The following is a 16,206-nucleotide window of genomic DNA, read 5'->3' as shown; positions in this document are numbered from 1 at the left end:
TGGAATGCGAATCGCGTACACCTCCGACCAGATCAGGGCGGCCGAGGCGGCGCTGATGGCGACGCTGCCCGAGGGCGCCCTGATGGAGCGGGCCGCCACCGGGCTCGCGGTGGTCTGCGCCAGGATGCTCGGCGGCGTGTACGGCTCCCGCGTCGTGCTGCTCGTCGGCGGCGGCGACAACGGCGGCGACGCCCTGTTCGCCGGGGCCCGCCTGGCGGCCAGGGGGGCCAGGGTCGACGCGCTCCTCGCCGGGACGCGCGTCCACGCGGCGGGCCTGGAGGCCCTGCGCCGCGCGGGCGGCCGAGTGACGGGCCCGAACTCCGATCACGGCCCCGCGGAGGACCCGGCCTCGGGAAGCTCGGCTCGGAAAACCTCGGAGGACCCGGCGGGAGCGCGCGTCCGCGACCTGCTCGGCGCGGCGGACCTGATCGTGGACGGGATGCTCGGGATCGGCGGGGCCGGGGCGCTCAGGGAGCCGTACGCGACCCTGGCCGGGCTCGCGAACGACGCGCCCGGCGAGGTCCTCGCGGTGGACGTGCCGAGTGGCGTGGACGCGAGCAGCGGCCGGGTGGAGGGCCCCGCGGTCCTCGCGGACGCCACCGTCACGTTCGGGGCGTGGAAGGTCGGGCTGCTCGTCGATCCCGGCTCCGGGCACGCGGGCCGGACGGAACTCGTCGACATCGGCCTCGGCCCCCACCTGCCCGACCCCGACGCGGCCGTGCCGACGGACGCCGACGTGGCCGCGCTGCTGCCCAGGCCCGGCGCGTCGTCCGACAAGTACCGCAGGGGCGTCGTCGGGATCGCGGCCGGCAGCGAGCGCTACACCGGCGCCGCGGTGCTGGCCGTGGGCGGGGCGCTGCGGGCCGGGGTGGGCATGGTCCGCTACGCAGGGGTCGCGGAGCCGGTGGCCCAGGTACGGGCCCGCTGGCCCGAGGCCGTGATCACCACGCTCGCGCCGGGCGAGGGGGTCGAGGAGGTGGGCCGTGTGCAGGCGTGGGTGCTCGGCCCCGGCCTCGGCACCGGCGACGAGGCACGCGCCATCGCCCGCTCGGTGCTGTCCAGCGAGGTTCCCGTGCTCGTCGACGCCGACGCGCTGACCCTCGCGGCCCAGGACAGGTCCCTGCTCCGCCGGGGCGCGCCGGTGCTGATCACCCCGCACGCGGGCGAGCTCTCCCGCCTGATCGAGGTGCCGAGGGAGCGGATCGAGGCGCGGCGCCTGGAGAACGTGCGCAGGGCGGCGGCGGAGCTGGGCGTGACGGTGCTGCTCAAGGGCTCGACCACGCTGGTCGCCGAGGACGGGCGGCCGGTCAGGATCAACCCCACCGGCAGCCCCTGGCTCGCGACCGGCGGCACCGGCGACGTGCTGGCCGGCCTGGCGGGCGCGCTGCTGGCCGCCGGACTGAGCGGGTACGACGCGGCCTCCTGCGCCGCCTACCTGCACGGGATCGCCGGGCGGGAAGGCCCTCTCACCGCCTGGGACGTCGCCGAGGCCCTGCCGCGGACGGTGCGCTCCCTGCTCGACGGACCGGCCAACGGCCCCCGGCATGGCGGCTCACCTGCCAAACTGGGGTTATGAGTTTCCCGATGACTCCCGCCGAGGCACGGGTGGACCTCTCGGCGATCCGTGAGAACCTGGCGCTGCTCGCGAGCCACGCCCCCGGTGCCGAGATGATGGTCGCGGTCAAGGCCGACGCCTACGGGCACGGGCTGGTCCCCGTCGCGCACGCCTGCCTGGAGGCCGGGGCGGGACGGCTGGGCACCGCCTACGTCCGCGAGGCCCTGGAGCTGCGGGCCGCCGGGATCACCGCGCCGATCCTGGCGTGGATCATCCCGCCGGGCGAGCCGCTGGAGCAGGCCGTCGGGCACGACGTCGAGCTGTCGGCGGGCTCCGCCGCGACGGCCGACGCGATCGCCGACGCCGCCGCCAGGGCCAGCAGGACGGCCAGGGTGCACCTGAAGGCCGACACCGGCATGTCGCGCGGCGGCGCGACGGCGGCGGACTGGTCCGCCCTGGTCGAGCGGGCGATGCGGCACCGGGCCGAGGGCACGATCGAGATCGTCGGGCTCTGGTCCCACTTCGCCTGCGCCGACATCCCGGGAGACCCGTCCATCGCGGCCCAGCTGGCCGCCTTCGACGAGGCGCTGCTCATCGCGGAGAAGGCGGGCGCGGGGGGCTCCCATGTCATCAGGCACATCGCCAACTCGGCGGCCATCCTGACGCTGCCGCAGGCGCGCTACGACCTGGTCCGCCCGGGCATCGCGACCTTCGGGCTGAGCCCGGTGCCCCGGCTCGGGGACTTCGGGCTGCGCCCGGCGATGACGCTCGCCGCGCGGATCGCGCTGGTCAAGCGGGTCCCCGCCGGCTCGGGCGTCTCCTACGGGCATCTGTACATCACGGATCGGGAAACGACGCTTGGCCTCGTCCCGCTCGGGTATGCGGACGGGGTTCTGCGGCACGCCACCAATCTGGCGGAGGTGCTGGCCGGTGGCCGCAGGCGGCGGATCGCGGGCAGGGTCTGCATGGACCAGTTCATGATCGACGTAGGGGACGACCCGTTGGCGGAGGGTGACGAGGTGATCCTTTTCGGTGACGGTTCGCGAGGTGAGCCCACCGCTCAGGAGTGGGCGGATTCCCTCGGCACGATCACGCATGAGATCGTGACCAGGATCGGTTCGCGGGTCCCGCGCGTTTACCGGTGAAAGGCAGCTCAGGGGGTCGCATGAGTAGTACCAGACGGCGCAGGGTCGGTATCGCGGGCGCGATCGTCGGTGTCGCGTCGGCAGGAGTGGCCGCCGGGGCCCTCGCCAAGCGGTACGCCGTCGGACGCATCAGGCTCCGCCCGGATCTGGAGGCGAGCGAGCCGCTCGGAGAGCTGCGCGGCCGCCCCACCACGGTCACCACCTCCGACGGTGTCCCTCTGTACGCCGAGGTCGACGGGCAGGAGAAGGCCCCGCTGACCGTGGTGTTCTGCCACGGCTACACGCTCAACCTCGACTCCTGGCACTACCAGCGGCGCGACCTGGGCGGCACGCACCGCCTGGTCCTGTGGGACCAGCGCTCCCACGGCCGCTCGCCGCGCATCCCGATGAAGGACTGCTCGATCGACCGGCTCGGCGACGACCTGGCCGAGGTCATCGAGGCGCTGGTGCCCGGCCCTTGCGTGCTTGTCGGCCACTCCATGGGCGGCATGACGGTCATGGCGCTGGCCGACCGGCATCCGGAGCTGTTCGGCGACAAGATCAGGGGTGTCGCGCTGATCTCCACCTCCACCGGCAAGCTCGGCGAGATCTCCCTGGGCCTGCCCGCGCTGCTGTCGAAGGCGGTGCACAAGGCCACGCCGGGCACGGTGTCGATCCTGAGGCGTGGCGGTTCGCTGGTCGACAAGAGCCGCCAGGTCGGCAACGACGTGGCCTTCCTCGCCCTGCGCCACCTGGGTTTCGGCGACTCCAGGAACGTCAGCCCCACGGTCGTCGACTTCGCCGAGTCGATGATCCGATCCACCCCCTTCGAGGTGATCGCCGAGTTCTACCCGGCGCTGATGTCGCACGACAAGCTGAGCGCGCTGTCCGTGCTGGACGGGGTCCCGACCTCCATCATGGTCGGCGACAAGGACTGGCTGACGCCCGTCGAGCACAGCAGGGCGATGGCGGCGGCACTGCCGAGCGCCCGGTTCACCGAGGTCACGGAAAGTTCGCACCTGGTCCAGCTGGAGCGGCCTACCGTGGTCAACGACGCCCTGCACGAGCTGCTCAAACGGGTGGACGCGGGCGACGAGGCCGACGCAGCCGACGCCGGTGACATGGACCGGTGAGCCGGGGGCACGCGCACGGCGTACGGTGAGCCCGAGGTCCGACGGAGGGACCGGGGGTTCGGGAGGGCGCCGAACGGCGCCACGGGGGGTCGACGGACCCCGGGAAGCGCGGTGGGACACCGGGAAGCGCGGTGGACACCGAGAGGCATCGACAGGAGTGACGAAGCGGTGAGAATCGTGGCGACCGCCGAGGAGATGCGGGAGCTGGGCGAGGAGCTGGCGGCGCTGCTGCGCCCCGGGGACCTGGCGGTGCTGTCGGGCCCGCTCGGCGCGGGCAAGACGACCCTGGTGCAGGGGATCGCCGAGGGGCTCAAGGTGCGCGGCCCGATCACCTCGCCGACCTTCGTCATCGCCCGGGTGCACCCCTCGCTCTTGGGGGGCCCGCCGCTGGTCCACGTCGACGCCTACCGCCTCGGGGGCGACCTGGAGGTCGACGACCTGGACCTGGACGCCTCGCTGGAGGAGTCGGTGACGGTCGTGGAGTGGGGCGAGGGCCTGGTGGAGGGGCTCGCCGACGACCGGCTGGAGATCCTCATCGGCAGGGGCGCGTCCGGCGAGCCGGGAGAGGAGCGGACCGTGACCCTCCGGGGGGTCGGGCCGCGCTGGCACGGCGTCATCTGAACGGTGTCGTCTGATGTGCCTACGAAGCCGGGGAAATCCTGGCACGCTGGCACTACGCACCATTGGTCTAGATCGTCAGGCCTGATGATCGACTCTGGCGGGTTTGCCCATGTTTAATGGGGAACAGGTGGGAAATCGTGCCGGGCGAGGGTCGTCGGCCGGAGGGCGAAGTGGAGTTCGACGGTGCCAAGCGTCAAGCGTGTCGCGGTTCTGGGAGCCATCGTCCTTTTCGGACTGCTCGGGTGCTCGGCTGACGCCGACTCGGGCAACCCCACGGGCACTCCCACCCCAACCCCGCCTGATTCCGGCATCAGCCGGCAGGACATCGAGGTCCAGCTCCAGCCGGCCCGCGCCAAGGCCGGGCAGAAGGTGTGGGTCCTGGCGAACTGCCCGATCCCGCAGGGCGGTCCCGAACATCGCGGTACCGCGTCCTCCCGGATCTTCCGCACCCCGGTGACCCTCGACCCGATCCTCGCCACGCCCACGCCCGACCCCGCCTCGACCGCGACCCCGACGCCGCGCCCGTGGGTCCGCGGCCAGGCCACCGTCGCCGCGGGCGTCGCCGCCGGGGTCCACGAGGTCAACGCCAGGTGCGAGGGGACCAACGACACCGGCAGCGCCAACCTCAGGATCGTGGCCGACACCGAGCCGAGCCCCACCCCCACCGACCCCACCTCCAGGCCGACCCGGACGATCATCAGCACCGAGGCGCCGGGTACGGGCGGTGGCGGCACCGCGGCCGGAGGCCCCGACGACTCGAGTGCCCCGATCGGCACGACCGGTGTCCTGCTCGCCCTCGCCCTGGCGGGCGGCATCGGCATCGCGGTCGTGCGTCGCCGCCGTTCGTAGTCCCCGATGGCCGATTCCACCCGCTGGTCCAGGATCGTCCTGGCCGGAGTGATCACCGGTGCCGTCATGGTCGCGTTCGGCAACAGGGGCGGCGACGTCAAGGAGGAGAAGGCGCCCGCCCGCACCTCGATCGTGCCCAGCCGCATCGACATCCCGTCCCTGGGGATCAAGGCGCCCCTGATGAAGCTCGGCGTGACGGACGGCCGGGTCGATCTGCCGCCGTACGAGAAGCCGAACGTCGCGGGGTGGGTCAAGGACAGCGCGGTCCCCGGCGACGAGGGTTCCGCGGTGATCCTCGGGCACGTGGACACCAAGACCGCGCCCGCGGTCTTCTACAAGCTCAAGGACATGCGGGAGGGGCAGGTCATCAAGGTCGTGCGCAGCGACGGCAAGGTGGCCCAGTACCGGGTGGACACGATCGAGCAGATCAGCAAGCACCGGTTCCCCGCCGACAAGGTCTATCTCGAGGACGGCCTGCGGCTGATCACCTGCGGCGGGGACTTCGACTGGGACAGCAACGAGTACGAGGACAACCTCATCGTCTACGCCACCCTGGTCAAGACCTGAGGTGTTCCGCCTGTCCGCGCGGCTCACCCGGGGGGAGTGCCCCTGAGCCCTCGCGGGACGGGATAGGCTAACTGTTCGTGCTGGTCCTGGCCTTTGACACCGCCACCCCCGCCGTCACCGCAGCTCTGCACGACGGTGAGAGGGTCCTCGCCGAGTCGACGACGGTCGACGCGCGCCGCCACGGTGAGCTGCTCGTCCCCACGATCGAGACGGTCCTCCGGGAGGCCGGAGCCTCGCTCGGCGACGTCACCGCCGTCGTCGCGGGCTCGGGCCCCGGCCCCTACACCGGGCTCCGGGTCGGCCTGGTGACCGCCCAGGCCCTCGCGACGACGCTGGGCGTCCCGGCGTACGGCGTGTGCACCCTCGACGCGCTCGCGTACGGCAGCGGGTCGGCCGAGCCGTTCCTGGTGGCCACCGACGCCCGGCGCAAGGAGGTGTTCTGGGGCCACTACCGGGACGCGCGCACCCGGCTGTCGGGCCCCGCGGTGGACCGGCCCCAGGATCTGCCCGCCGAGCTCCCGCTGGCCGGCGCGGGCGCGCGGATGTACGCCGAGGTCGTCGGCGCCTCCCGGCTTCTCGACGTGCCGGAGTACCCCCACGCGGGCGCGATGGCGGCGCTCGCCGCCGGGCTGCTCGGCGAGCCGGGCGTCCGTGAGGCCGTGGAGAGCGGCACCCACCCCGTGCTCGGCCCGCCCCGCCCGATCTACCTGCGCCGCCCCGACGCCAAGGAGCCCTCGGCGCCCAAGAGGGTCACGGCATGACCGCCGTGCTGCGCCGGATGACCGTCGACGACCTGCCCGCGGTCATGGAGGTGGAGCGGAAGACCTTTCCCGCCGACGCCTGGAGCGAGGGCATGCTCCGCGGCGAGCTCGACGACCAGCCGAGGACGAGGCACTACGTGGTGGCCCTGGTCGACGGCGTGATCGTCGGCTACGCGGGCCTCGCCGCGGCGGGGGACCAGGCCGACGTGCAGACCATCGCCGTGCTGGCCGAGTGGCGCCGGACCGGCGTCGGCGGCGCCATGCTGGCTGAGCTGCTGGCCGAGGCCGCCCGCCGGGGCGCGGTGTCGGTCTTCCTCGAGGTGCGCGCCGACAACCCGGGCGCGCAGGCCGTCTACGACAGGTTCGGGTTCGAGCGGATCGGCCTGCGCCGCCGCTACTACGAGGACGGCACTGACGCGATCATGATGAGGAAGGATCTCCATGCGTGACGAACCGGTGGTCCTGGGGATCGAGACCTCCTGCGACGAGACGGGGATCGGCATCGTCAGGGGGCACACCATGCTGGCCAACGCCATCGCCTCCAGCGTCGAGCAGCACGCCCGCTTCGGCGGGGTGGTGCCCGAGGTCGCCTCCAGGGCGCACCTGGAGGCGATGACCCCGACCGTCGAGCTGGCACTGGGGCGGGCGGGGCTGCGCCTCGCCGACGTCGACGCGATCGCGGTCACCGCCGGGCCCGGCCTGTCCGGCGCGCTGCTGGTCGGCGTCGCCGCCGCCAAGGCGTACTCGCTGGGCCTGGGCGTGCCGCTGTACGGCGTCAACCACCTGGCCGCCCACGTCGCGGTGGACCAGCTGGAGCACGGGGCGCTGCCCAAGCCCTGCATCGCCCTGCTGGTCTCCGGCGGGCACTCGTCCCTGCTGCTGGTGCCCGACGTCGCCAGGGACGTCGTCTCGCTGGGGTCCACGGTGGACGACGCCGCGGGCGAGGCGTTCGACAAGGTGGCCAGGGTGCTCGGCCTGCCGTTCCCCGGCGGTCCGCACATCGACAGGGCGGCCCGTGACGGCTCCGGCGCGGCCATCGCGTTCCCGCGCGGCAAGTACGACGACGGGACGCTCGACTTCTCCTTCTCCGGCCTGAAGACGGCCGTGGCCCGGTGGGTGGAGGCCAGGGAGAAGACGGGCGAGCGGGTCCACGTGCCCGACGTGGCGGCCTCGTTCCAGGAGGCCGTCGTCGACGTGCTGACCCGCAAGGCGCTGCGCGCGTGTGCCAAGTACGACGTCCAGGACCTGCTGATCGGCGGCGGGGTGGCGGCTAACTCCCGGCTGCGTGCGATGGCCCAGGAGCGTTGTGACGCGGCCGGGGTCCGGCTGCGGGTCCCCAGCCCCGGGCTGTGCACGGACAACGGTGCCATGGTGGCGGCCCTGGGCTCCGACCTGGTGGCGGCCGGCATCGCGCCGTCGCGGCTGGACATCCCCGCCGACTCCTCGATGCCCGTCACCACCGTCCACGTCTGACGGGCTCGCTCCTCGTGGGGGGGTGCGCCGGTCACGCGTGCCCCCTCGGCCGTCGCGCCCCCGTCGGGCGGCGGCTGCGCGGGCTCTTCCCGGCAGGGTGTCCCGGGCGGAGCGTGGGGTGTCCTGGGCGGCGTGCGCGGGGTGTTTCAGGCGGAGTGCAGGGCCAGCACCGGATAGTCGGTGTAGCCGCGGTGGTCGCCGCCGAAGGCCGCGGCGTGGTCGGGCTGGTTGAGCTCGGCGCCGAGGCGCAGGCGGATCGGCAGGTCGGGGTTGGCCATGAACGACGCGCCCAGCGCGATCAGGTCGGCGCCGCGCCCCAGCCACCGCTCGATCCGGGTCGCCGGGTCGCTGATCGAGTGGTCGTTGACGATCAGGGCGTTCGGCCAGGACTTGACGAGCCGCTGGTTGAGGTCGTCGGAGGTGCTGGGCAGCAGGTGCAGGTAGGCCAGGTCGAGGCCGGCGAGCTCGGAGACCAGCGCCGGGTAGACCTCGTGCACGTCGTCCTCGATCAGGCCCCCCGCGCCGCTGCCGGGCGAGAACCGGACGCCGACCTTGGAGGCGCCGATCCGGTCGGCCATCGCCCGCGAGACCTCCACGCCGAAGCGGATCCTGTTGGCCACCGACCCGCCGAAGTGGTCCTCGCGCAGGTTGGCGTTCTGCGACAGGAACTGGTGGACGAGGTAGCCGTTGGCACCGTGCAGCTCGACCCCGTCGAAGCCCGCGTCCATGGCGCGCTCGGCGGCGTCGGCGAAGTCCTGGATGGTCGACTCGACCTGGGCGGTCGTCAGCTCGAGCGGGGTGGGGTTGTCCTGCATGCCGGAGGGGGTGAAGATCTGGCCCTCAAGCTTCACGGCGGACGGCCCGATGGGCAGGTGGCCGCTGTTGTCGGGGTGGCCGATCCGGCCGGAGTGCATGAGCTGGGCGAAGATCCTGCCACCCACCGCGTGGACGGAGTCGGTGACCTCGCGCCACCCGGCCACCTGCTCGTCGGTGTGCAGGCCGGGGGTGTTCATGTAGCCCTGCCCCGCGGAGCTGGGCTGGATCGCCTCGCTGATGATCAAGCCCGCGGAGGCTCGCTGGGCGTAGTAAAGGGCGTTCAGCGACGAGGGGATCCCGTCGACGTAGGACCGTGACCGGGTCATGGGTGCCATCACCAGGCGGTTGGGCAGCTGGAGACCGGCGAGCGAGAACGGTGTGAAAGGCATGACGACTCCTTGGTTGGCTGGCCAATTTGGCTAGCCAATATGCAGTTTTACAACTTGGTCGGCCAACATGCAAGCCGGTAGTCTGAGGAGGACGGAAGGACCTGAACATGGCGGAGCCGCTGATCGACGAGAAGCGCGACGCGACAGAGGGCTTGGCGGCCTACGAGGACGCCACGGCCGGGGACGCGATCGAGCACAGGGCCGAGGGCGCGGTCGGGGGCGTGACGGGAGACGGAGGCGGCGACACCGCCGGGACGTACGGTGAGGCCACCAGGAGCTGCGGCGAGGACGACAGCGACCTCAACTGCCTGATGGCCACCGCGACGCGCGGCCACCGCGTGCTGCTCGCCGGCCTTCTCGGGGAGATCGACCTCTACCCGGGCCAGGAGCGCGTGATGATCGCCCTGTGGGACAACGGCCCCCAGTCGCAGAACAGCCTGGCGAGGATCATTGGCATCGACGTGTCCACCATGACCAAGACCCTGCAGCGCCTGGAGCGCAGCGGGTTCGTCAGCCGCAGGCCCGACGTGGCCAACCGGCGGATCAGCATCGTCGACGTCACGCCCAGGGGGCACGCGCTCCGTCCCGAGGTGGACCGGGTCCTCGCCGAGGTCCATCGCCGGATGACCCGTGGGCTGACGGCCCGGCAGATCGAGGAACTGCTGGCCCTGCTCTCCGTGGTCAGGGGCAACCTGTGCTACGAGGTGAAAACCGTCGAAGGTGACGGGAGCCACAGGGGCGCCGCGCGCGCCGGCTGACGACGGGCGTACGGGTCCGGGGACCGCTGGGAGCCGGGCGCCGGTCGGAGACGGCGCGCGGGCCGGTGAGGCGGGTCCGTGACGGGGTCGTGCGCCTGACGACGGCCGTACGGGGCCCGCGCGGGCCGGTGAGAGCCGGGGGCACCCGGAGCGAGGGCCTCCGGGAGTCAGTCCTTGTCGGCCCTGGTGGGCCTGAGCAGTGCCTCGGCCAGGGCCAGCATGGTCTCCTCCAGGGCGCCCAGGCGGCGGGTGAGGTCGGTGTGCGCGGGCTCCACGGTCTCGCTCAGCGCCTCGGAGAGCTGGTCACGGTCGGGCAGGGCTCGAAGCGTCTCGGCCAGCGGGGCCAGCGCGGCCTCGGCCCGGATGACGCGCTCGTCCAGGGAGTCGAAGCGCTCGCGCTGCTCGTCGGTCTGAACGCCGATGAGCGCGCCGACGCCGAGGACGGCGGGCAGGACCTCCAGGCGCTCGTCCAGGCTCTCCAGGCGCTCGGCGGACTTCTCCGCGTGCCCGTCCAGCGTGGACAGCCGGGAGTCGATGACGTCCATCCGGCCGGTGAGGCGGCCCTCGATGTCGTCGAGGCGCTCCTCGAGGGTGTCGAAGCGGCCACCGGCCGCCATGCGATGGCTCTCCAGCCGGTCGATGCGGCTGTCGACGCGGTTCTCGACGGCGGCGGCGCGCTCGTCGATCCTGGGCACGACCAGGTCGACCCTGGCGCCCACCTGCTCGACCCTGCCGCTCACCAGGTCAACCTTGCCGTTGACCTGCTCGACGGCGGCCAGCATCCGGTCGGCGGCGGTGCCGACGGCCTGCTGGACGCTCGCCGACAGGTCGAGCATTCCCGCCTCGATGCGCCCGGTGCGCTGGGAGAGGTCGGCCAGGGCCCTGTCCAGGCGGCTGAACCGGTGCGCCGCGATGCCCATGTCGGCCTGGAGCCTGCCGAGGTGCTCGGCCAGCTGCCGCACCTGCTCGTCGAGGCCCAGGGTGCCGTCAGAGATCGCCCGCAGGCGGGTGAGCGCCTCGTCCACGCTCTCGCCGACGGTGCCGAGGTCGGTCCACAGGCTCGGCAGCTCGCCGAGGGGGGTGACCCGGTCGCGGACGGCCTCGACCCGGCGGCCGAGGGAGTCGACCCGCTCGCCGACGGAGTCGACGTGGTCACGCACCGCCTCGACGTGCTGGGCCAGGCCCTCGGCCCAGGAGGGTGGTTTGGCGGCGATGTCGTCCAGGCGCCCGTGGACGGACTCCAGCGTGCCGTTCAGCCCGCCGATCTCGCGCTCCCTGACCTCGCGCAGCAGCCACTCCATGCCCTCCAGGCGCTGCCGGATCTCGTCGAGCACCGCGCCCTGGGTCCGCTGCTCGTAGACGTGGTCCTGCGCCGCGCGGGCGAGGAGCTCGCGCATCCGGTCGGAGATGGCGGTCTGGCTGCCTGCCTGGAGCAGGGTGTGGTCGGAGTGATCCACCGAGAGCTCCTTCACTCGCCGACGCTCAGCCGCGCGGTTGGATTTGATGGGATTTGCTGATGAACGATAGGAAACCGCAGGCGAGAGAGAACTCCCGCCTGGCAACCTTAGCCTCTGGATCAAGGTTTTCCGGCAGCGAGATTAAAAGAGAGGAATTGCCGGTTGGCTGGAAGAATTGACTATTTTGGCTGGTCAACCAGGACTGACTTCGGCTGGTCGAACGGGTTCGATCCGGCCGGTCAGCCGGGGCCGCACACGAAGGCGAACGGCCGGTCGCCGATTCGGGTGAGAATGACGACCGCGGATTCCTCACCGGAAAGGCGGAGCTCTTTCCTGAGGCGGTCGACGTCCACCGCGGAGCCGCGCTTCTTGATCGTCACATTGCCCGCGCCGCGCTCGCGGAGCGCCGCCCGCAGCCGCTTGAGCGAGAACGGCAGCGTCTCGTGGACCTCGTACCGGGACGCCCACGGCGTCGGCGTCGCGACGTCGCCGGTGATGTAGGCGATCTGCGGGTCGAGCAGGTGCCCGCCGACCGCCGCGGCGATCTCCGCCACCAGGTGGGCCCGGATGGCCGCGCCGTCCGGCTCGTAGATGTAGCGACCGGCGGGGCCGGTGCCGGGGGCGCCCAGGGCCGGGTCGGGCGTCATCGTGGCGCCCGACGGCAGGATCGTCGCCCTGCGCGCCGTCTCGCCCGCCAGCGCGCCGCACCAGATCACGGCCTCCTTGACGTCGCCCTTGTACGAGACCCACTCGGCCTCCGCGCCCTCGGGGACGAACTCGTACGGGATCCCGGGGGCGACCTTCAGGCAGGCGGCCCGGGCCCGGGCCACCATCTCCAGCACGGCGGGCCAGGGCGGCGAGTAGCCCATCGGGTCGAAGGTCCTGCCCCGCGCGGTACGGCGCGCCGGGTCGGCGAACAGGACGTCGAAGGCGGCCGGGTCCAGGACGGAGGCATCGGCGGCGCGGACCGAGACCCGGTCGCCGAAGCCCAGGGCGTCCGCGTTGGCCTGGGCGATCGCCGCGGTGAGCGGGTCGGTGTCGACGGCCTCGACCGAGCACCCGGCCCTGGCCAGGGCGAGGAGGTCGCCGCCGATGCCGCAGCAGACGTCGGCGACCCGCGAGCCCGCGGGGACGCGCCGCGCCCGATGGTCGGCGACCTCCCGGCGGGTGGCCTGCTCCAGGCCCGTCCGGGTGAAGTACATGAGATCGGCGTCGGCCCCGAACTTCTCCCTCGCGCGCAGCCGGAGCGTGGCCTGAGTGAGCGCCGCCGAGGTCAGGTCCGCGTCGTAGGTCTTCCTCAGCCTGGTCACCGCCGCCACCGGGTCGTCGTCGGCGATCCCGGCCGCCGCGCCCAGGGCCTCCTGGCCGCGCGGGGTCAGGAGTTCCCGGAATGCGTCGAGATTCACACCAGCCGACGCTACCGCCTCGGCCGTAGGGCTTCGCGAAGGGCTTCCACCTGCCTTGACGTTCGCGTGAAGCGGAGAAGGGGTGCTTCGTGTTGACTGTCAAGGCCACCTTGCATACTGTTCCGTATTGGCACTCTCCCGGTGAGAGTGCCAAATACATGCGACGAGGCAGGTCTGACACCCGCGACGGCAGACCGCTGGTCGCCTCTTCTAGATCATTCAAATCTGAAGGGGAGGTCCGACGTGACGACCGCCACCAAGGTTCCCGTTAAGCCGCTCGGCGACCGCATTGTGGTCCAGCCGCTTGAGGCCGAGCAGACCACCGCTTCCGGTCTGGTCATCCCGGACACCGCCAAGGAGAAGCCGCAAGAGGGCAAGGTCCTCGCGGTGGGCCCCGGCAACTGGGATGAGGACGGCGAGAAGCGGATTCCGCTCGACGTCAAGGAGGGCGATGTGGTCCTCTACAGCAAGTACGGCGGCACCGAGGTGAAGTACAACGGCGAGGAGTACCTCGTGCTCTCCGCTCGTGACGTGCTCGCCATCATCGAGAAGTAGTTCTCGCTTCACAAAGATGACGTATCGAGCCCCGGGTCGCGAGAGCGCCCGGGGCTTTGATGCGCCGACGTACTTATAGAGAGGATTGTCATGCCGAAGATCCTGTCGTTCGAGGAGGACGCGCGCCGAGCTCTCGAGCGCGGCGTGAACGCTCTCGCGGACGCGGTCAAGGTGACGCTGGGCCCGCGTGGCCGCAATGTCGTCATCGACAAGAAGTTCGGTGCGCCGACCATCACCAACGACGGTGTCACCATCGCCCGCGAGGTCGAGCTGGAGACGCCGTACGAGAACCTGGGCGCCCAGCTGGCCAAGGAAGTGGCGACCAAGACCAACGACGTCGCCGGTGACGGCACCACCACCGCGACCGTCCTGGCCCAGGCCATGGTCCGCGAGGGCCTGCGCAACGTGGCCGCCGGAGCGCAGCCGCTCTCCCTCAAGCGCGGCATCGACATCGCGGCCAAGGCCGTCAGCGACCGGCTGATCGAGTCGGCCCGCCCGGTCGAGGACAAGAAGGAGATCGCGAATGTGGCGACGATCTCCGCGCAGGACGCCAGGATCGGCGAGCTGATCGCCGAGGCGTTCGACAAGGTGGGCAAGGACGGTGTCATCACCGTCGAAGAGTCCAACAGCATGGGCCTGGAGCTCGAGTTCACCGAGGGCCTCCAGTTCGACAAGGGTTACCTGTCGCCCTACATGGTGACCGACCAGGAGCGCATGGAGGCGATCCTGGAGGACCCCTACATCCTGATCACCCAGGGCAAGATCGCCTCGGTCTCGGACTTCCTGCCGCTGCTCGAGAAGATCGCGCAGACGAAGAAGGCCCTGCTGGTCATCGCCGAGGACGTCGAGGGTGAGGCCCTCGCGGTCCTCGTCACGAACAAGATCCGTGGCACCTTCACCTCCGTCGCCGTCAAGGCGCCGGGCTTCGGCGACCGCCGCAAGGCCATGCTGCAGGACATCGCCATCCTCACCGGTGGCCAGGTCGTCAGCGAGGAGATCGGCCTCAAGCTGGAGCACGTCGGCCTGGAGGTGCTGGGCACCGCCCGGCGCGTCGTCATCACCAAGGACTCCACCACCGTCGTCGACGGTGCCGGTGAGGCCTCGGCGATCGCCGACCGCGTCAAGGAGATCAAGCTCGCCATCGAGCAGTCCGACTCCGACTGGGACCGCGAGAAGCTCCAGGAGCGCCTCGCCAAGCTCTCCGGCGGCGTCTGCGTGCTCAAGGTCGGCGCGGCCACCGAGGTGGAGCTCAAGGAGAAGAAGCACCGCCTTGAGGACGCCATCTCGGCGACGCGCGCGGCGATCGAGGAGGGCATCGTCTCCGGCGGTGGCTCCGCGCTCATCCACGTCTCCAAGGTCCTCGACGACCTGGGCCTGACCGGCGACGAGGCGACCGGCGTCTCCATCGTCCGCAAGGCGCTCGTCGAGCCGGCCCGCTGGATCGCGGAGAACGCCGGCCTCGAGGGCTACGTCGTGACGGCGAAGGTCACCGAGCTGCCCGTCGGCCAGGGCTTCAACGCCGCCACCGGCGAGTACGGCGACCTGATCGCCCAGGGCGTCATCGACCCGGTCAAGGTCACCCGCTCGGCCGTCCAGAACGCCGCCTCCATCGCCGGCATGCTGCTGACGACCGAGGCCCTCGTGGTGGACAAGCCCGAGGAGGAGGCCCCGGCCGCCGCCGGCCAGGGTCACGGCCACGGTCACGGCCACTGATCGGTCACCGACCGGTCACCGATCGGCCCCCGATCGGCCCCGATCGGCCAGGCCGATCATCGGTTCCGAACGGCTCGCGTCTCCCCGGAGGCGCGAGCCGTTCGCGTTTCGCGGTAAACCGAAAAACGATCTCAAGCGTCGCGCCGGACAGAAGACCAAACGCGGTTCTAACGAATAGTCGACGTATTTGGCAATCGAATGAAATATTTGCACATTCTGTAGTCGTTGCAGTCGCCGTTCGATTACGCGCCGTTATCTCCGCCTCAATGTGACCAATCCGTAGCCGTTTGCGATGACGACAGTCACTACCAGGGCGGGCATCATGCCTAACGTGACCGAGGGATGCGTCGCCGACGCCAAAAATGGGGTGAGGCTTGCGACGAGGTCTGATGGGGTCGCCCACAGGGATGATCTCAAGGATCTGACGAGCCTCGCCGTTCAGGGGGATCGCACCGCGATCGAATCTCTGATCGCGCAACTGCGGCCGATGGTCGTCCGATATTGCCGTGGTCGTCTGGGCCGGGTTTCCGGTCAGTATCACATCGCGGACGACGTGGCCCAGGAAGTATGCATAGCGGTGCTGTCCGCACTGCCCCGCTACCGTGACATGGGACGCCCGTTCGCGTCCTTCGTCTTCGGCATCGCGTCTCACAAGGTGGCCGACGCGCTGCGCAGCTCCGTACGATCCGCCGTGCCCACCCAGGACCTTCCTGACGGGCCTGACGAGGGTCCGGGGCCGGAGGAGACCGTGGTGCGTTACATCGAGGCCGAACACGCCCGCCGGCTGCTGTCGAGGCTGCCGGACAACCAGCGCGAGCTGCTCATGCTTCGAGTGGTGTCGGGCCTTTCCGCCGAGGAGACCGGTAATGTACTTGGCATGTCACCAGGTGCGGTTCGTGTGGCCCAGCACAGGGCGCTGGCCCGGCTACGAGCGATGGCGGAGCTGGAGTCGATAGCTTGACCGCGGAGCTGTCGAGCAGGGGGCGCGAGCGGAGGCCCGAACCGCGGGGCGGGGCTCGCGACGACCCG

General features: G+C 71.4%; 15 protein-coding genes and 1 pseudogene. 13 read left to right on the top strand and 3 right to left on the bottom strand.

Features of this window, described 5'->3' with window-relative positions; all coding sequences use genetic code 11:
* The first annotated feature begins 4 nt into the window (after nucleotides 1–4).
* The 9 genes and pseudogenes from ACTOQ2_RS12245 to tsaD all read left to right on the top strand — a co-directional run bounded on the left by ACTOQ2_RS12245 (nucleotide 5) and on the right by tsaD (nucleotide 8,083).
* Nucleotides 5–1,576 (top strand): NAD(P)H-hydrate dehydratase, encoded by a 1,572-nt coding sequence (locus ACTOQ2_RS12245; RefSeq protein WP_440099747.1) that lies wholly within the window; start codon nucleotides 5–7, stop codon nucleotides 1,574–1,576.
* Entirely contained in the window at nucleotides 1,573–2,700 is a 1,128-nt protein-coding gene (alr, locus tag ACTOQ2_RS12240) for an alanine racemase (RefSeq protein ID WP_440099746.1), read from the top strand. The genes ACTOQ2_RS12245 and alr overlap by 4 nt, the downstream gene beginning before the upstream one ends.
* Nucleotides 2,701–2,720: 20 nt before the next feature.
* Nucleotides 2,721–3,812: an alpha/beta fold hydrolase gene (locus tag ACTOQ2_RS12235; RefSeq protein ID WP_440099745.1), complete on the top strand. Its 1,092-nt coding sequence runs from the start codon at nucleotides 2,721–2,723 to the stop codon at nucleotides 3,810–3,812.
* Between the two features lie 168 nt (nucleotides 3,813–3,980).
* Entirely contained in the window at nucleotides 3,981–4,433 is a 453-nt protein-coding gene (gene tsaE / locus ACTOQ2_RS12230; protein WP_440099744.1) for a tRNA (adenosine(37)-N6)-threonylcarbamoyltransferase complex ATPase subunit type 1 TsaE, read from the top strand.
* Nucleotides 4,434–4,616: 183 nt separating this feature from the next.
* The gene (locus tag ACTOQ2_RS12225) at nucleotides 4,617–5,282 is read left to right on the top strand and encodes a hypothetical protein (protein ID WP_440099743.1); all 666 of its coding nucleotides are present in this window, start codon (nucleotides 4,617–4,619) and stop codon (nucleotides 5,280–5,282) included.
* A gap of 6 nt (nucleotides 5,283–5,288) precedes the next feature.
* A complete protein-coding gene (locus ACTOQ2_RS12220; RefSeq protein WP_440070994.1) occupies nucleotides 5,289–5,849 on the top strand; it encodes a class F sortase in 561 nt (186 codons plus the stop codon).
* Nucleotides 5,850–5,926: 77 nt separating this feature from the next.
* Complete coding sequence (tsaB, locus tag ACTOQ2_RS12215) at nucleotides 5,927–6,610, top strand: tRNA (adenosine(37)-N6)-threonylcarbamoyltransferase complex dimerization subunit type 1 TsaB (RefSeq protein ID WP_440070995.1); 684 nt, start codon at nucleotides 5,927–5,929, stop codon at nucleotides 6,608–6,610.
* Nucleotides 6,595–7,059: pseudogene (gene rimI, locus ACTOQ2_RS12210) on the top strand (ribosomal protein S18-alanine N-acetyltransferase); the annotation flags it as partial. The gene tsaB and the pseudogene rimI, both read left to right, overlap by 16 nt.
* Nucleotides 7,052–8,083 (top strand): tRNA (adenosine(37)-N6)-threonylcarbamoyltransferase complex transferase subunit TsaD, encoded by a 1,032-nt coding sequence (gene tsaD / locus ACTOQ2_RS12205; RefSeq protein WP_440099741.1) that lies wholly within the window; start codon nucleotides 7,052–7,054, stop codon nucleotides 8,081–8,083. The pseudogene rimI and the gene tsaD, both read left to right, overlap by 8 nt.
* A gap of 146 nt (nucleotides 8,084–8,229) precedes the next feature.
* Here the strand turns inward: tsaD and ACTOQ2_RS12200 are convergent, their stop codons facing one another.
* Nucleotides 8,230–9,288, bottom strand: coding sequence for an alkene reductase (locus tag ACTOQ2_RS12200; protein ID WP_440099740.1), 1,059 nt, complete (start codon nucleotides 9,286–9,288; stop codon nucleotides 8,230–8,232).
* Between the two features lie 107 nt (nucleotides 9,289–9,395).
* On the opposite strand from ACTOQ2_RS12200, the gene ACTOQ2_RS12195 reads away from it, so the two are divergent.
* The gene (locus tag ACTOQ2_RS12195) at nucleotides 9,396–10,046 is read left to right on the top strand and encodes a MarR family winged helix-turn-helix transcriptional regulator (RefSeq protein ID WP_440099739.1); all 651 of its coding nucleotides are present in this window, start codon (nucleotides 9,396–9,398) and stop codon (nucleotides 10,044–10,046) included.
* A gap of 167 nt (nucleotides 10,047–10,213) precedes the next feature.
* Here ACTOQ2_RS12195 and ACTOQ2_RS12190 read toward each other — a convergent pair whose 3' ends face one another.
* Both ACTOQ2_RS12190 and ACTOQ2_RS12185 read right to left on the bottom strand, forming a co-directional pair.
* The gene (locus tag ACTOQ2_RS12190) at nucleotides 10,214–11,503 is read right to left on the bottom strand and encodes a hypothetical protein (RefSeq protein WP_440099738.1); all 1,290 of its coding nucleotides are present in this window, start codon (nucleotides 11,501–11,503) and stop codon (nucleotides 10,214–10,216) included.
* A gap of 239 nt (nucleotides 11,504–11,742) precedes the next feature.
* The gene (locus ACTOQ2_RS12185; RefSeq protein ID WP_440099737.1) at nucleotides 11,743–12,909 is read right to left on the bottom strand and encodes a class I SAM-dependent methyltransferase; all 1,167 of its coding nucleotides are present in this window, start codon (nucleotides 12,907–12,909) and stop codon (nucleotides 11,743–11,745) included.
* Between the two features lie 243 nt (nucleotides 12,910–13,152).
* Between ACTOQ2_RS12185 and groES the strand changes: the two genes are divergently transcribed.
* The 3 genes from groES (at nucleotide 13,153) to ACTOQ2_RS12170 (ending at nucleotide 16,138) form a co-directional block, all read left to right on the top strand.
* Nucleotides 13,153–13,464: a co-chaperone GroES gene (groES, locus tag ACTOQ2_RS12180; RefSeq protein ID WP_362678524.1), complete on the top strand. Its 312-nt coding sequence runs from the start codon at nucleotides 13,153–13,155 to the stop codon at nucleotides 13,462–13,464.
* Between the two features lie 90 nt (nucleotides 13,465–13,554).
* Nucleotides 13,555–15,177, top strand: a complete 1,623-nt coding sequence (groL, locus tag ACTOQ2_RS12175; RefSeq protein WP_440071001.1) for a chaperonin GroEL — start codon at nucleotides 13,555–13,557, stop codon at nucleotides 15,175–15,177.
* A gap of 322 nt (nucleotides 15,178–15,499) precedes the next feature.
* Nucleotides 15,500–16,138: a sigma-70 family RNA polymerase sigma factor gene (locus ACTOQ2_RS12170; protein ID WP_329090055.1), complete on the top strand. Its 639-nt coding sequence runs from the start codon at nucleotides 15,500–15,502 to the stop codon at nucleotides 16,136–16,138.
* The last annotated feature ends 68 nt before the right edge of the window (nucleotides 16,139–16,206 follow it).

The organism is Streptosporangium sp. H16, assembly GCF_051918855.1.
Classification (GTDB): Bacteria; Actinomycetota; Actinomycetes; order Streptosporangiales; family Streptosporangiaceae; genus Streptosporangium.
This window is presented reverse-complemented; position numbering and strand designations above follow the sequence as displayed.

Coding starts and splice junctions, on each gene's coding strand:
- ACTOQ2_RS12245 (WP_440099747.1), top strand. CDS start 5: ATGCGAATCGCGTACACCTCCGACCAGATCAGGGCGGCCGAGGCGGCG.
- alr (WP_440099746.1), top strand. CDS start 1,573: ATGAGTTTCCCGATGACTCCCGCCGAGGCACGGGTGGACCTCTCGGCG.
- ACTOQ2_RS12235 (WP_440099745.1), top strand. CDS start 2,721: ATGAGTAGTACCAGACGGCGCAGGGTCGGTATCGCGGGCGCGATCGTC.
- ACTOQ2_RS12220 (WP_440070994.1), top strand. CDS start 5,289: ATGGCCGATTCCACCCGCTGGTCCAGGATCGTCCTGGCCGGAGTGATC.
- tsaD (WP_440099741.1), top strand. CDS start 7,052: ATGCGTGACGAACCGGTGGTCCTGGGGATCGAGACCTCCTGCGACGAG.
- ACTOQ2_RS12200 (WP_440099740.1), bottom strand. CDS start 9,288: ATGCCTTTCACACCGTTCTCGCTCGCCGGTCTCCAGCTGCCCAACCGC.
- ACTOQ2_RS12195 (WP_440099739.1), top strand. CDS start 9,396: ATGGCGGAGCCGCTGATCGACGAGAAGCGCGACGCGACAGAGGGCTTG.
- groL (WP_440071001.1), top strand. CDS start 13,555: ATGCCGAAGATCCTGTCGTTCGAGGAGGACGCGCGCCGAGCTCTCGAG.
- ACTOQ2_RS12170 (WP_329090055.1), top strand. CDS start 15,500: ATGCCTAACGTGACCGAGGGATGCGTCGCCGACGCCAAAAATGGGGTG.